Origin of the sequence: Streptomyces sp. CG4, assembly GCF_041080655.1 — a bacterium.
Taxonomy (GTDB): Bacteria; Actinomycetota; Actinomycetes; order Streptomycetales; family Streptomycetaceae; genus Streptomyces.
Genome location: NZ_CP163525.1, coordinates 1,467,179 through 1,481,668 on the forward strand (window position 1 = coordinate 1,467,179; position 14,490 = coordinate 1,481,668).

At 65.6% G+C, this 14,490-nt stretch carries 16 protein-coding genes, 1 tRNA gene and 2 pseudogenes; 12 read left to right on the forward strand and 7 right to left on the reverse strand.

Annotated features, from left to right (window positions below):
- The first annotated feature begins 61 nt into the window (after window positions 1-61).
- The 10 genes from AB5L52_RS06785 (at window position 62) to AB5L52_RS06830 (ending at window position 8,449) form a co-directional block, all read left to right on the forward strand.
- Window positions 62-424, forward strand: coding sequence for a hypothetical protein (locus tag AB5L52_RS06785; protein WP_369362993.1), 363 nt, complete (start codon window positions 62-64; stop codon window positions 422-424).
- Window positions 421-546 (forward strand): hypothetical protein, encoded by a 126-nt coding sequence (locus AB5L52_RS06790; RefSeq protein WP_369362994.1) that lies wholly within the window; start codon window positions 421-423, stop codon window positions 544-546. Before AB5L52_RS06785 ends, AB5L52_RS06790 begins: the two co-directional genes overlap by 4 nt.
- A gap of 319 nt (window positions 547-865) precedes the next feature.
- Window positions 866-1,357 (forward strand): hypothetical protein, encoded by a 492-nt coding sequence (locus tag AB5L52_RS06795; RefSeq protein ID WP_369362995.1) that lies wholly within the window; start codon window positions 866-868, stop codon window positions 1,355-1,357.
- 91 nt (window positions 1,358-1,448) lie between these two features.
- A complete protein-coding gene (locus AB5L52_RS06800) occupies window positions 1,449-2,108 on the forward strand; it encodes a class I SAM-dependent methyltransferase (protein ID WP_369362996.1) in 660 nt (219 codons plus the stop codon).
- Between the two features lie 218 nt (window positions 2,109-2,326).
- The gene (locus AB5L52_RS06805; protein ID WP_369362997.1) at window positions 2,327-3,079 is read left to right on the forward strand and encodes a ParA family protein; all 753 of its coding nucleotides are present in this window, start codon (window positions 2,327-2,329) and stop codon (window positions 3,077-3,079) included.
- 1,660 nt (window positions 3,080-4,739) lie between these two features.
- Window positions 4,740-4,952 (forward strand): hypothetical protein, encoded by a 213-nt coding sequence (locus AB5L52_RS06810; RefSeq protein ID WP_369362998.1) that lies wholly within the window; start codon window positions 4,740-4,742, stop codon window positions 4,950-4,952.
- Between the two features lie 72 nt (window positions 4,953-5,024).
- Complete coding sequence (locus AB5L52_RS06815; protein WP_369362999.1) at window positions 5,025-5,306, forward strand: helix-turn-helix transcriptional regulator; 282 nt, start codon at window positions 5,025-5,027, stop codon at window positions 5,304-5,306.
- A 94-nt stretch (window positions 5,307-5,400) separates the two neighbouring features.
- Entirely contained in the window at window positions 5,401-6,603 is a 1,203-nt protein-coding gene (locus tag AB5L52_RS06820; RefSeq protein ID WP_369363000.1) for a tyrosine-type recombinase/integrase, read from the forward strand.
- Between the two features lie 109 nt (window positions 6,604-6,712).
- Entirely contained in the window at window positions 6,713-7,414 is a 702-nt protein-coding gene (locus tag AB5L52_RS06825) for a hypothetical protein (RefSeq protein WP_369363001.1), read from the forward strand.
- 339 nt (window positions 7,415-7,753) lie between these two features.
- A complete protein-coding gene (locus tag AB5L52_RS06830; RefSeq protein WP_369363002.1) occupies window positions 7,754-8,449 on the forward strand; it encodes a hypothetical protein in 696 nt (231 codons plus the stop codon).
- 54 nt (window positions 8,450-8,503) lie between these two features.
- Here AB5L52_RS06830 and AB5L52_RS06835 read toward each other — a convergent pair.
- From AB5L52_RS06835 to AB5L52_RS06850, 4 genes and pseudogenes are all read right to left on the reverse strand, one after another.
- Window positions 8,504-8,593: pseudogene (locus tag AB5L52_RS06835) on the reverse strand (IS5/IS1182 family transposase); the annotation flags it as partial.
- Window positions 8,594-8,753: 160 nt separating this feature from the next.
- Window positions 8,754-8,827: transfer RNA gene (locus tag AB5L52_RS06840), tRNA-Pro, on the reverse strand.
- Window positions 8,828-8,966: 139 nt separating this feature from the next.
- Window positions 8,967-9,212: pseudogene (locus AB5L52_RS06845) on the reverse strand (MFS transporter); the annotation flags it as partial.
- Between the two features lie 131 nt (window positions 9,213-9,343).
- On the reverse strand, window positions 9,344-9,859 hold the full coding sequence (locus tag AB5L52_RS06850) for a hypothetical protein (protein ID WP_369363003.1): 516 nt from the start codon (window positions 9,857-9,859) through the stop codon (window positions 9,344-9,346).
- Window positions 9,860-9,989: 130 nt separating this feature from the next.
- On the opposite strand from AB5L52_RS06850, the gene AB5L52_RS06855 reads away from it, so the two are divergent.
- Complete coding sequence (locus AB5L52_RS06855; RefSeq protein WP_369363004.1) at window positions 9,990-10,334, forward strand: cupin domain-containing protein; 345 nt, start codon at window positions 9,990-9,992, stop codon at window positions 10,332-10,334.
- A 13-nt stretch (window positions 10,335-10,347) separates the two neighbouring features.
- Here AB5L52_RS06855 and AB5L52_RS06860 read toward each other — a convergent pair whose 3' ends face one another.
- Window positions 10,348-11,340, reverse strand: a complete 993-nt coding sequence (locus AB5L52_RS06860; protein ID WP_369363005.1) for a LacI family DNA-binding transcriptional regulator — start codon at window positions 11,338-11,340, stop codon at window positions 10,348-10,350.
- 150 nt (window positions 11,341-11,490) lie between these two features.
- On the opposite strand from AB5L52_RS06860, the gene AB5L52_RS06865 reads away from it, so the two are divergent.
- Complete coding sequence (locus AB5L52_RS06865; protein ID WP_369363006.1) at window positions 11,491-12,651, forward strand: Gfo/Idh/MocA family protein; 1,161 nt, start codon at window positions 11,491-11,493, stop codon at window positions 12,649-12,651.
- 129 nt (window positions 12,652-12,780) lie between these two features.
- Here AB5L52_RS06865 and AB5L52_RS06870 read toward each other — a convergent pair whose 3' ends face one another.
- Together AB5L52_RS06870 and AB5L52_RS06875 are read right to left on the reverse strand one after the other, a co-directional pair.
- A complete protein-coding gene (locus AB5L52_RS06870; RefSeq protein WP_369363007.1) occupies window positions 12,781-13,386 on the reverse strand; it encodes a poly-gamma-glutamate hydrolase family protein in 606 nt (201 codons plus the stop codon).
- Between the two features lie 9 nt (window positions 13,387-13,395).
- Window positions 13,396-14,427 carry a LacI family DNA-binding transcriptional regulator gene (locus tag AB5L52_RS06875; protein ID WP_351030676.1) on the reverse strand — a complete coding sequence of 344 codons (1,032 nt, stop codon included), beginning with the start codon at window positions 14,425-14,427 and terminating at the stop codon, window positions 13,396-13,398.
- Window positions 14,428-14,490: the final 63 nt, after the last annotated feature.

The following is a 14,490-nucleotide window of genomic DNA, read 5'->3' on the forward strand; positions in this document are numbered from 1 at the left end:
AACCGCCGTTGACTAGGCGTCGCAAGGCAAGCGCACCGGAGGGAGAAGCGTGGTGGCGGGCGTGACCGAACAGCAGCAGGTGCACCCCAGCATGGACGCGCCGATCGACGCCGAGCTGATCTTGGACGCGGTGAGCACAGTTCTGGCGATGAGCCTGAGCACATCGACCCGTCAGCAGATCGATGACAAGACGACCAGGCTCGTCGGACAGCTCTCCATGCTCCTGGCGGAAGAAGTCGGCGCGGAGAAGGACGAAGAGGTCATGGCTCTGGTTCGGGCCTCGTACTACCTGCTGGACATGGGTAGGAGACCTACCGAGACCACTCCAGCCTATGAAGCCTTTGCGTTCATGCGTGATGTGGCGATCCGTACCAGGTCGCTCCTGGCCGTGTACACGAAGAAGAACGGGATCGTCGCACTGTGAGAGCGGTCCTGCGCTTCGTGAACTACAAGACCACCCGAGACCCTCTGGGCGAGGTCACCTATAAGGCGCGTTGTGTCTCGGGCAATGACGAGGACTACGCGCTCGTGGAGCCGACGACGTGACGAGTCGACCGCGTAGAACGTTAAGTTGGGGCTGGTGCGTCCTCGGTCGCCACTACGACATGGTGGTCTTCATAGGCCCGGTTGAATCAGACGGCATGTCAGCTCCCGTCCATGCATGCGTCGGTTGCTGTACCTATATGCGCAATTTCGTCCGCAGCTACAACCGGCAACGGGACACGCAGCCCATACAGACTCCCGTCCCGGCTCTGCTTCCCCCGACAGAGCTGGGCGGGGCAAGTCCCCACCCGCCTGGACTTCCTAGGCAGTCGGCCAGGCGGATGGGTTCCGCACCCTCACGACACGAAGAGAGGGCACAACCATGACAGTACTGCTTGAGGCTCCCGAGGCTATGAAGGTCCGGGACCCCAAGGCGATCCTGGACGAGATCGGGGAAGCCAACCCACACCTGATCCCCGATCCCGGCATCGGCCTGTGGGAGCGCGAAGTGCGGCTCCTGCAGCGTGACGCCGTGCGCGTGCGCAGCGTCGCCGAACGCGTCCTGGGCCAGGGTGTGGCTTATCTGATCACCGCCATGGAGAAGCCGGGCAACGACATGGGGCCGGGCTTCGAGGTCGACCAAGGCGTGCATCAGGTCATCCTCGACACCCCCGTGTACTTCGCCATCTGCGAGCGGTACAACGGCGGGCGGTACAAACATCACGCACCGCTGATCGAGCGCCGCCGCGACGGAATCGTGATGCGTACCGCCGAGATCATCCGGCAGAACGGCTTTGCGATCGACAGGGAGCTGTGGGAGGTCGACGCCTCCGACTGCGGCCCCTGCGACGACAAGGTGCCCGACTCCCACTGACCGTGGCCGGCCTCTCCGGCTAGGTTCGCCCCTGCCCTCATCCAGCTTCCCGAGGGCGGGGGCTCTCCCGTACCAACGACAAGGACCGCCCATGCCTGCACAGCATGACTACGCCATCGAGAGCGAGGTCTGGGATGCCTACGCGGAATCGGCCTTCGAGCCGGACGCGGAACCCGCACTCCGCTGGACTCAGTACAAGAACCATGGGCCCGGCTCTGAAGTCCTCGGCGAACCACGCAAGACTCTGGAGATCGGCTGTGGGACAGGACGGGCAGTCGCCTTCCTCGCGAAGCAGGGCGTAGAAGCACACGGGCTCGACCTGTCCCCCGTCATGGTCAAGAAGATCACAGACAGGTGGTCGGGCACAGGCGCCGTCTTCCACCAGGGCGAGGCGCTGTCCTTCCTCGCAACGACCGAAGAGACGTACGACGCCATCTACTCGATCTTCGGCTGTACCTGGTTCGCGGACCCGACACAGCTCTTCCCCTTGGTCTTGCCCCGCCTGAACCCTGGTGGTGTCTTCGCCTTTTCGCAGCCGCCGGCCATCCCGGGAGCCTACGGTCCACAGGGCATGTACAAGGGTGGCTTTGCTGGAAGGCCCGTCTACATGTACCGGTACAGCTACACACCTCGGAAGTGGAGGAACCTTCTGCTGAGGTACGGCTTCCAACGAGCGGGCGTGAAGGTCATCGAAGCTCCCACCAAGGGGCACATCGGCACCCTCTTCGGGAGTGCCACCCGACTCTGCTGATCTCCCGCTGAGGCCCTGCACAGAACCCACGGCCGGTGCTCCCTTGAAATGGGGCAGCACCGGCCTTTTTATGTCGGCAGCCTTGAGAGGTCTCGCTTTTTTCATACCCATTATTCCTTATTGACAGGATGTCCGTTTTTTCGCTATTCTGTGAATGCGTTTGAGAAACGCCACTGAAACGAACCTCTGCTCGGGCTTTCGGTGGGTTTAACTTGCCTATGGTTATCGCAGTTGCCTCACAGAAGGGAGGCGTTGGAAAAACATCATCTACTATCTCACTCGCCGCCGGCCTCGCCCATAAGGGCAAGCGGGTACTGCTGATCGATATTGACTCGCAAGCCAACAGCAGCAAAGTGCTTCTACCCAACTATCCCCAGATACAGAAGCACGAGACAGTCGTTACAACCATCTTGGAGCGCAACCCCCTCTCCTGCCAGCCGACAAGCGTTCCGAACCTCGATATCGTTCCCTCTCACATCCTGCTCTCCACGACAGATGTGGAGCTGACTACCGCGATTGACCATCGCGAGGAGCGGTTGAAGCGCGAGCTGGACATGGTCAAGGGCAAGTACGACTACGTCTTTATCGATTGCCCGCCCACCCTGTCGTGGCTCACGATCAATGCCTTCACGGCAGCGGACAAAGTTCTCGTTGTTGTCGCCCCTGGATACTTTGAACTCGACTCCATCGTCCAAATCAGCAAGACAATCGCAGAGGTACGAGAGTACTTTAACTCCTCCCTGCAGCTGGCCGGGTTCTTGTTCACGATGGCCGACCCGACCGTTAACACGAAGACGTCCCTGCAACTGCTTCGCCAGACCTATACCAGCTCAGTGCTTACGACGGTCATTCCTCGCAACACTGATCTTCGGGACGCGCACTTCCAAAAACGGGACATCTTCTCCTTTAACCCCAAGTCGACAGCAGCACTCGCCTACAGCAAACTGATTGCCGAGTTGTTCCATGTATGAATAAGAAGCTGAACACTGATGCTATCGCCAGCGAGCTACGAGGATCCGTTTTCTTTCCGGAGGTGCCCGCAAGAGCAGCCCCACCTGATTCCCGCGACGGCTCACCCGTACCCCTAGTACGCCCCGTACGGGGGGTACCACCCGTACTACCCGTACCCCCAGAATCTGCAAAGCGCGTTATGAAGCAACGTCATCCATTTGACATCTATAGAGACCAGTACGAGGCACTTCAAGAGATTGCACTTGAGGAACGCCGACAAGGCGGCATCGGCAGTATGTCCGCCATTGTTCGTGAGGCCATCGATAAGATCATTGCTGAACGTCGCCACAAGTAAACCCGAAGGCCTCTGACTTCTCTCTTTCTTTCCCTTCCTTACAGGAGGTTTTTTGCGGTCTTCCCTCTCGGGTCAAGGGCCGGCGGAGGTACGGAGGCAGCTTGCGAAGCCCTTGACGCGCAGGGAGACCGCGGCAGCATGGTTTTTAAGGAAGAAAAGATTTCGGTTTTTGTGCGTACCGGTATCGGTACGCGTTCTAGTGCTAGTTCCGACTCCGTACCCCTAGTACCCCCCGTACGGGGGGTACCCCTGGTACGGGACGACCCGTACGGGTCGTACGTCCCGTACGGAACTAGGCAAGCCCACATCATATTTGTTTCACTCATAGATGCGCAGACACAGCAGCCGCCGTCTCCCCCGCTTTTTGGGGTTTGCGACTAAAGACGGACTAGCTGGCCGTGAGCAAGTGACCGAGTGACTGAAGCAACATGGTCGATCCGTTACGTACTGGATCGAACTAGGACGCTGGGGATCACCCAGACGATTTGAGTTACCTCATCGACGAGTCGCTGACCCGTACGCCTTTTAAGAAGCGACGCGTCAGCGTCGATAGGAAAGCGAAGGGAAACGAGAGAACGAAGCGAGCGGGGAATAGGGGAGCCTCCAAGGGGGATCTAAGGGGGTTTGCTTGTCGTGCCCAAAAACGGCGCGAGGCTAGATTTTGAGTACCGATGGTGCTCGGAAGCGTAGGCAAAACGTGAACGAGCACGTTTGGTACTCACGCCGGGTGTCGTACCGTCTCAGGCCGGTACACCAGCCGGTACCCCGTGGGCCGGTACAGGGAGCCACCTTTGGCGGGATCAAGAGCTGGAAGGAAACGCCCCGCTCTGAGCGGGGATCGAGGGGATGGCATGACGGGGGGAGTCAGCCCCGCGACGAGGATGAAAACAGAGCCTCCCTGCGGTCAGGCGCGCGGCTGACTCCCCCCGTCCTCTCCACCTGCGCATCAAGGTTTTGATGAGCCCTTCGGGTGCGCAGGTTCCGAGGCCACCCCCAAAGGGGGACACAGTGGCTGGCTCGGCGGCATTCCTTCCAGACCTTCCTTCCGCCGGCCAGCAAAAGACCGCTCACGCGGATTAACCGGCCCGGCGATGGCGGCCAGTGGGCGACTGCCGATGGCAGTCTGAAGAGCCCTTCGGGGCTCGCCCCACCTTCGGGGTATCGCGCACCTTTGCGCCTCCTCGCGCTTTCGTAGCGTGTCACATGGCTTCCACAGTCGCGTCAAGACTTCCCTGCGGCGACGCTTTGGCGTCGGTCTAGACCCGCCAGTGCACCATGTGCCCTTTGGACTGCGCGCGAAGAAGCGCAGAAAGGAGGTGAGTGACATGGAGTACACGATCATTCGGGTGTACCGGGTACCGGCAGAGAGCCAGGTTCAGGCAACCAACCGGTTCATGGAGGCCTTAGAACTGGGCGTCGAGCACGACTATCTGGTGCGTGACTACGTGAAGGGGCCGGTTGGAGAGACGAAGCAGGTGTTGAGCCTGCGGAGGGTGTCCTGGTGGGTGCTGATCCGACGGCAGCTCTTGGGTCGTTAGATCAGGGTGGTAAGTTGGCCCGTTCGTTATCGGCAACGCTTTTTTATGGCCCCTCATTTGGGTATCCTGAGTATGCGTGGAGCGATCTGCTCCACTTCCTCCGCAGTGGAGGGCTTCCTCAAGAGGAGGCCGGTGCACTTGAGTACTGATGATCAAGCGCATCCGACACTCGCTGAAGTCCGCTCCTGGGCGGCCACCGTCGATGTGGCTAGGGCAGCTTCAGCTATCGGAATCTCCAAATCCCACCTGTATGAGTTGATCAAGCGTGGCAACGCCCCCTTTCGGGTGGTGGCGTTTGGCAAACGGTATCGAGTCATCACCGCATCGTTGATCGCGTATTTGGAACAGGCGTAACCCGCCTCTCCGCCAGCTGGCGGATTCTGGTCGGGCGAGGGGAGGGTTCTTTCGCGTCCCGCAGGGGGGATGGCAAAGGATCAGGTGTTATCTCATGGGTGCCGCAGTCACCAAGGTGACGCTTAAATCAGGCGTCGTTCGGTACCGCTTCGTGGTTGACGGGCCACGAAAACCTGACGGCAGTCGCTGTCAGATCCGCCGGACGTTTGACACGAAGAAGGAAGCGCTCAACGAGCTCTCACGAATACGGCACCAGACCGCTACCGGTTCGTATGTCGTGCCGAGCAAGCTCACGGTTGATGAGCTACTGGATGTGTGGCTTGTAAGCGTCATGCGGGGCGTTGAGCAGGCGACCGCAGCAAACTACGACAACGCCCTTCGCCCCGCCCGTTTGTTTCTCGGCCAGAAGCGAGTCCAGCAGCTCACCGAGGAGGACATTGAGGGACTTGTCGACTGGATGCTGACCCGTGGACGACAGCGCGGAGGAAAGATCGGGACTGGTCTTTCCGTCCGCTCAGTGCGCTTGACGCTGAGCCGGTTGCGCTGTGCCCTGAGTCTTGCGCTTCGCCGGGGGTGGGTTGTTCGAAACGTCGCCGAGTATGTTCGCATTCCCCGTTCTGCTGTCCGGGCTGATGCGCTCGCGCAGGACGGCCGGCGCCCATGGGATGAGGCCGAGGTCAAATCCTTTATCGAGGCAATTAAGCATGACCGCCTCTTTGGCGTCATGCTCCTCACCCTCATTGCCGAGCGGCCCGCAGAGGTGTGCGGCGCGAGGTGGCGAGAGGACGTTGACTTGACCGGCTCGGGCACCATCGCTGTTGGCAATACCCGCACCATCGTCTACGACCGAAGTCGTCCCCGAGGCTCTCGCAACATCGTTGTTGAAAAGGGTCCCAAGACCCATAACGGCAGACGCGTCCTGCCCCTCCCCAAGCCAGTCCAGGCGGCGCTTGTCCGCTTTTATAAGCAGCAGGCACGGGAGCGCCTCGCGGCAGGGCAGGCCTACGAGGATTCAGGCTATGTGGTGGTTGATGAGCTGGGTCGACCGTTTAAAACGGACAAGCTGCGCCGCGTTGCTCACCGCTTGATGGAGCAGGCTGGTGTTCGGCGCGTCCGTCTCTACGACGCCCGCCACGCCTGCCTGTCTTGGATGGCCAACAACGGCGTGCCCGACACGGTGGTCTCCGCCTGGGCCGGGCACAGCGATCTGTCCTTCACCAAGCGCGTGTATGTGCATCCAGACCCGCAGAGTCTTAAGGCGGGCTCGGACAAGCTCGGGCAGCTGCTTACGTCTTAAGAGGTTGCGCAGCTGGCATTCCCGAGCGGTCGGCGTGGAGTCTTGCGTGTCACGCAGAGTTACGTATCGTTACGTAACGTGAGCATCGATAGCGAAAGGAGCATCAAGAGTGCCTGAGAAGAACCCGCCTGGGTCACCCGAACCGGTCTCGTGGCCCAACCCGAGCAGTGCGGCTGGCCCAAACCGTGGTGGACCGACCGGGGGCACCGGAGCCGGGAGTCCCCCACAACCACCCCAGCGTCCTGAGGAGTTTCCGCCCGAGGGGGAGGTCGAGTACGAACGGTCGGTCATCCGGATTCCCTTCAACCTTAAGGGTGCAGCACCCGGAGCTAACCGCCAGGTCGACGTGATGGTGTTCGATGCGTACATGCGGCTGGTCCGCCAAGCGCCGGTCACCAACGGGCTGGGGTTTCGCCAGTTCGAGTTTACGATCGACGCCTGGGAGCTGACTAACACTTTCAGCCCCGGCCTGAACGCGAATGTGACCTTCACTCTCTCCGATACTGTGCAGCCACGGAGCATCTGTATCGCCTCACAGCGTGAGCGTGACTATCCGTCGTTGATTGTCTACAGCGCGATCTACGACGTCTACCTGGGTACGACGCGGATCGTGGAGAATCAGCCTGGCGTGGCGTATGCGACCCCGGTGTGGGAGATCCCGCCCCGCAATGTCACCGTCGCCTTCGAAAAGCCCTTTGAGTCTGACCAGTTCTCATTCTCTGCGGGGACTTGCGAAGGGATGAGGGCTATCACTCGCGAGGAGTTCGAAGCCGGCGCCGCCGCCGCCCGCGCAGTACGTGGCCAGTCCTGACGTCCCCCGGTGAGGGCCGTGTGGGCATCATCCAGATCACTGTTACTGATCTGGAACTGGCTGGGGCTTCTACCCTACGCCCTGCGGCCTACTGGTCACCACGGCCTGGGCTCCCACCGCCCCTTCAAGCACTTCTTGGTTGAGGACCGACGGTCCTGCGCTATCTCGCCACCCGCCATGTGCAAGCACAGCCAGCGATAGCACGACCAAACGCAAGGTATCCGATTAATTCGGATTCTCCGGTTTCACCACACCCATAGGATCACCTGCTGTCCGAGGACCGCTCATTGTCTTCACTGATCCCTTCGGCAGCGTCTACGATTTCCTGGAGCTCCACTCATGAGCCAACCACACACTCCGGAGCACCCGCTGGGTACCATCCTCGGGGGTGCCCCGCTCCACCTGCTCACCCAGGCACAGCGCACCAGCTTCGACGCCTTCTGCACCATGCTGGAACAGATCGGGCGCGACAGCGGTCGCGATGAGCCACTCGTGCACACGCCTACCCTGCGGACCCTTACACGAGCCGCTGTCGGGGAACAGGCCACCGACCATCTTCTGGCCGAGCTCACGCGCCTGCCCGGTCACCGACTTACTGACCAGGACCATCCCAGGTTGGACTGGTTCGTCCTAGCCGACCGCGTTTCCATCTTTGACCCCACCCCCGCTTCCACGTTCACCGTGCCCTTGGTTGACACCCCTCACATGGGACACGTGATCAATGCGGTCCACACCCTCTATCCCAGTCTCGAACCCGAACTGATCGACCCTCAGCTTCTGCCCGCTCGCCTCACAGACCTGCTGCACCCCGACCACACCGGCACTCTCGGGCACCTACGCACTGTCATCGACCTGGTCCATCGCAATCTTGGATGGTGGGCTGCTTTCGCCTTGACCCTGATGGCCAGTGCCGCTGCGGGGAGCACCGCACCCGGATGGGCCGCCTGGCCGCTGCACGTTTACGTGCTAGCCGCCTTGATCGGGGGTTGGACACTGACCGTCGTGGGTGGCTGCACACTATCTACACTGCGCTGAGTGGCAGACGCCGTGGCGACCGGCCTGGTGTCAGCGGCGGGTCGGGAGCGCATGGCGGTGGCAGACGAGCGAATGGGCCGGGTGGTACAACGGTTGCTCGCGCGGTAGGACGGCAGCAAATTGGTCTCAAAGCGGTTCGGTCAGCCGAGGCCCTCCATTGCGCCTATCTGCGCGACCTCTAGGCGCGATGATCGTCAAGTCGTCTGTGACGAAATGTGACACGAGAACACCTGGGAATGATCAAGAGCCCTGTCTCGCTGATGCGAAACAGGGCTCTGACATGCGACTACGAGAGAACTCCCAGTCGGGACGACAGGATTTGAACCTGCGACCCCTTGACCCCCAGTCAAGTGCGCTACCAAGCTGCGCCACGTCCCGGTGCGGTCTCACCCGGGGTGCCCCGTGTGATCGCGCAGGTCAACCCTACCGCACCCGTGCGGGTGCCCGTGTCGCCCCGGTGGCGGTGGGGGCGGTCGTACGGTCCTGGCGGCGGGCCGGGACCAGGAGGGCGGCGCCGGCCGGTGACCAGGACGCTGGTGAGCGCGGCGCCGATGGAGCCGCCGATGGTGCGGATGTTGGCGTTCATGCCGGTCGCGGCGCCGGTCTGCTCGGGCGGGACGCTGCCGACGACGAGGTTGGCCATCGAGGCTAAGGCCAGTCCGATGCCGAGGCCGAACAGTCCGGCGACCACGGCTATCTGCCACTGGGCGTCGTACCAGAAGGTGAGGAATCCGCAGGCCAGCGTGCCGAGGGCGGCGCCGGTGGTGGCTCGCCCCTTCGACGACGACGCCCAGCGCGACCGGGTGCCGGCGATCGCGCTGGACGGGGTCCGCACCGCCCGCTGACACCGGTGGCGCGCCGGGCGCCGAGCGGGTGCGTGGCCCTGCCCGGCGCCTACTTGATCACCGCGTTCGCCACCACCACGATCACCCCGAGCAGCGCGTCGCCCAGCCCGATGAGCACCGCGACCGGCCATCGCCGTGCCGACCAGCGGGCGGTGACCAGGCCGAGGGCGAAGAGGATGCCGATGTTCAGGGCGAAGGCCGGATACTCGAGGCCCTTCGCGGGCCACCATTTCCAGCCGGCGCCCGCCAGCACGAGGACGGTGGGCAGCACGGCCGTGACCAGCGGCCACTCGTCGCGCAGGGTGCGCAGCACGTCCCAGCGGTGGTGCGGGGCGCGTTCCGCGATGTAGTGGGCGTAGCCGTGGGCCAGCGCGGAGGCGAGCGCGGTCACCAGCAGCCAGGCGGCGTCGTAGCGGCGGCCGGCGGGGGTGACCCGGCCGTACTGGGTGAGCGCCGCCACCATCGAGCTGGCGAGGACGGCGCCGTAGACCCCGCCGAACAGGACGGCCTCGCGTGTGTCACGCTGCCGGGGCGGTGCCGCGCCGACCGCCGGGGAGTCAGCCATGCTCCCCACGATCACTCGGGGTGCGGCGCGCCGCCAGTCCACGCGGACCGACGAAGTGTCCTCCCACCAGCCCCGATGCCGCACACTGTGTCGACGGCGGCGGGCGCGGGGCGCTGGCTAGGCTCGCCGCATGACGCACAGCTTCGCACTCCACATCCCCGACGCCGATCTCGAACCCGAGCCCCTCGACCCGGAGCAGATCGTCTCCGGGAACCCGGAGGTCACCGGGAAGGTGGTCTGGGAGTCACCGGACGGCCGGCAGATCCGCGGCGTCTGGCAGATCACGCCCGGCGTGGTCACCGACACGGAGGCGGACGAACTGTTCGTGGTGATCAGCGGTTCGGCGACGATCGAGGTCGTGGACGGGCCGACGCTGAAGGTCGGGCCGGGCGACATGGCGGTGCTGCGCGCGGGCGACCGTACGACGTGGACGGTGCACGAGACGCTGCGCAAGGCGTACGCGATCAACCTGTGAGGCCGCCCCGGCTTCAGGAAGACGGCGCCGTCGTCCCCCGGATCTCCAGCGTCGGCACGGCGAGGTGGACCCGCCCCTCGCCGTCCGGCCGCTCGAACCGGTCGAGCAGACAGCGGGCGGCGCGCCGGCCGATCTCGTACGGCGCGGTGTCGACGGTGGTCAGCCAGACGTGCCGCAGCCGGGAGATGCTGGTGTTGTCGTAGCCGGCCACCGAGAGGTCGCGCGGCACGCGTAGGCCCAGTTCCTCGGCCGCCGAGAGGGCGCCCACCGAAGCCATGTCGTTGACGGCGAAGAGTGCCGTCGGCCGCTCGGGGCGGCTGAGCAGACGTACGGTCCCGCGGTAGCCGCCCTCCTCGGTCAGGTCGCCGGGCTCCACGACCGGTTCGGCGCCATGGGCCCGCATCGCCGCTTCGAAGCCGCGCCGGCGCAGTGCGCCGACCGCGCCGTGGCCCGCCAGGTGGGCGATCCTGCGGTGGCCGAGGCCGAGCAGATGCTCGGTGGCGAGCCGGGCCCCGTGCTCGTCGTCCCCGGCGACGACGTCCACACCCGCCGGCTGCGGCTCGCGGGCCCCTGCCACCACGACCGGCATCCGCCGGGCCAGCGCCCCGAGTTCGCCGGGGTCCGGAACCGTGCCGACGATCACCAGACCGTCGACGCCCAGGTCCAGGAACGGTTCGGCGAGGTCGTGTCCCATCCGCCGGTTCAGCCGGGCGTCGGCGAGCAGCATGTGCAGTCCGGCGGTGTGCAGCAGGGAGTTGAGGCCGTCGAGGAGGTCGACGAACCAGGGGTTGCGGAGGTCGTCGAGGAGGACGCCGACCGTGCGGGTGCGCTGTTCGCTCAGGCTGCGGGCGGCCGCGTTGGGCCGGTAGCCCAGCTCGCGCACGGCCCGCAGCACGGCCTCGCGTTTCTCGGGGCTGACCGGTCCCGAGCCGCGCAGCACGAGGGAGACCAGCGACTTGGACACTCCGGCCCGGTCGGCCACGTCACGGATCGTCGGCGGTCTCATGACATGGACCGTTCCATGCAACGTACCGCTCTGTCAAAGGGCGAACCGTCCCTGCTCTTTCCTTGTCAGAGGGTTGACACGAGCCCATGTCCGAACAAAGGTGACCTGGACAGAACATGGACCGGTCCAACATGCCCAGGAGGGGCTGTCATGGTGGATGAGCTGGGTGTCGCCGTCGTCGGGTTCGGCTGGATGGGCCGGGTGCACTCCCAGGCGTATGCGCGGCTGCCGCACCACTATCCGCACCTCCCGCTGCGACCCCGGCTGATCACCGTGGCCGAGGAGGTGCCGGGGCGGGCCGAGGAGGCCGCCGCGCAGTTCGGGTTCGCCTCCGCGACCCGCGACTGGCGGGAGGTGGCCGCCGATCCCCGGGTGCGGGCCGTGAGTATCACCGCCCCGAACTTCCTGCACCGGGAGATCGGCGTGGCGATGGCCGAGGCCGGCAAGCACATCTGGATCGAGAAGCCGGTCGGGCTGACCGCCGAGGACGCCCGCGCGGTGGCCGACGCGGTCGCCAAGGCCGGCGTGCAGGGCGCGGTCGGCTTCAACTACCGCAACGCGCCCGCCGTCGAGGCGGCCCGCGAGCTGATCGCCTCCGGTGAGATCGGCGCGGTGACCCATGCCCGCATCCGGCTGTTCAGCGACTACGCGGCCCATCCGGACGGCGCCCTGACCTGGCGGTACGAACGGGCGCGCGGCGGCAGCGGGGTGCTCGGCGATCTGGCCTCGCACGGCGCCGACCTGGCCCGTTTCCTGCTGGGCGACATCGTTTCGCTGACCGCCGACACCGCGATCTTCGTCCCGGAGCGGGCCTGGCCGACCGGCGCCACCGCCGGCCACACCCTCGCCGCCGGCGGCGAGCGGGGCCCGGTCGAGAACGAGGACTACGTCAGCTGTCTGCTGCGCTTCGCCTCCGGCGCCCGCGGGGTCCTGGAGGCCTGCCGGGTCTCGGTCGGCGAGCAGAACAACTACGGCTTCGAGGTGCACGGCACGAAGGGGTCCGTCTCCTGGGACTTCCGGCGGCTCAACGAGCTGGCGGTGAGCCGGGGTTCGACGTATCAGGACCAGCCCGTGAGCACCGTGTACGTCGGGCCGGGTGCCGGTGAGTTCGCCGCGTTCCAGCCGGGGGCGGCCAATGCGATGGGGTACGACGATCTGAAGGTGATCGAGGCGTACCGGTTCGTACGGTCCGTGGCCGAGGGGGTGCCGTACGGTGCGACGCTTGCGGACGCGGTGCGGAGCGCTGCCGCGCTGGACGCGATGACGCTGGCCGCCGAGCGGGGCTCGTGGGTGGAGGTCGCGCCGGACTGAGCGCGCCGCTGGAGTGCCGCGACATGCCGTTACGCGATATGCCGTTATCCGTCTGCGGCTCCGTCATGCGTCTGTGGCTCCGTCGTGGCTTGTCGCGCAGTTCCCCGCGCCCCTTCCCGGCGCTGCCCATCACGGCATTGACATGTTCAGCTCTTCCACAGCCGCCGTCAGCGCGTCGGTCACCTGGCCCGGCGGGATGTCGGCTCCGCCGCTCGTGCGGGCCAGGAGGGGGAGCTCGACCTGGACTCCGGCGAGGCGGGTCAGGTTGACGGGGTTCCGGGGGTGTACGCCGCGCAGAGCGGACGGGATCGCCGCCAGATCGACGACGGTCGGGAACTGTGGGGCCCGGGTGGCGAAGGTCCCGGCGAGGACGTGGGCCGCGGTGCGGTTGGCGCCGCCGAGGAAGATCGTGCGCGGGGTCTCGGCGCGCCTATGGCCGTGCAGCGAGACCGTGAGGGAGACCCGTTGCAGGAACTCCCGGAGCAGCGCGCAGTGGTCGACCGCCATGCGCGGGGACGGGATGTGGACCGGCTGCCTGGCACCCGGCTGGGTGAAGACGAGGCTGGTGGCGCCGCAGCGGCGGGCGACGAGCCCGGCGAGTTCGGCGGTGCCGCCCTCGATGCTGCCGTGCAGTGCCAGCAACCCGATGCCGTCACCCGGTACGAGGGTCGCGAGGAGGGGGACGCCCTCGATCTCGACCTGCTCGCTGCGCGGCATCTGCTCGGTGCGTGCCATCGCTCCCCCTCAACCGTCCGTCGGCGCGGGCATGTTGTACGGCGTAACGACCTGGATCGCGGACGGCAACGGCGGGCCGGCCGGTGGCAGCGCACCGTGCGCCCGCATGACGAGATGGCAGGCCTCCCGCATGTCCTGGCGCAGATCGTGGTGGAGCACGGCGGACAGCCGGTGCTCGCGCAGCAGCCGGGTGTTGTCGTGGTCGAGGTCGTGGGCGATGAACACCGCGCAGCTGCGGCCGAGGTCAGCGAAGGCGCGCAGGGTGGCGTCGTTGCCGCCGCCGATGGAGTACACGGCCTGGATCTCCGGGTCCCGCTCCAGGGCGGCGCGGACCAGGTCGTACTGGGTGGCGTCCAGGCCCTGTCCCTCGGCGATCTCCACCAGGGTCCGCTGCGGCTGCCGAGCGCGCATGACGCTGCGGAAACCCATCTCGCGCTCCTCCTCGTTGCGGAAGAAGCCGCTGCTGAGGCTGGTGAGGACGTTGCCGGGCCGGTCGCCGAGCCACTGGCCCATGAGGTAGGCGGCGGTGGCGCCGGCCGCGCGGTTGTCGCTGCCGACGTAGCCGAGCCGGCCGCCGGCGGGCAGGTCGGTGACGAGGGTGACGACCGGGATGCCGGCCGCGGTGAGCCGGCCCACGGCCGCGGTGATCTCAGGGACGTCCGGCGCCTTCAGGATCACGCCCTGGGAGCCGCGGCGGGCGATCCGGTCCAGCGTTCTGACCTGCTCGGCGGCCGGGCCGGTCTCGCGGAAGTGGAAGCGGGAGCGGACCACGGCCGGGTGCAGGGAGGGCAGCTCGGCCTCCAGGGCGGCGCGTACGGCGGTCGAGAACCGCTCGGGTGCCTGCACCACGATGTCGACCATGAAGGTACGGCCCACCAGACGGACCTGGGTGCGCTGCCGGTCGAGGTCGGCGATGGCCCGGCGCACCTCCTGCGCGGTGCTCTCGCGCACCCCTCCCCTGCCGTTCAGCACACGGTCCACGGTGGCCTCGCTGAGACCCGCCTGACGTGCGATCTCCCGGATCGGGAACGGGTGGCCCATGGCCCGGCTCCTTGAGGGGTTTTTGATGGCTGGCTGCTGGTTGTTCGAGGGGTTTGTACTGAC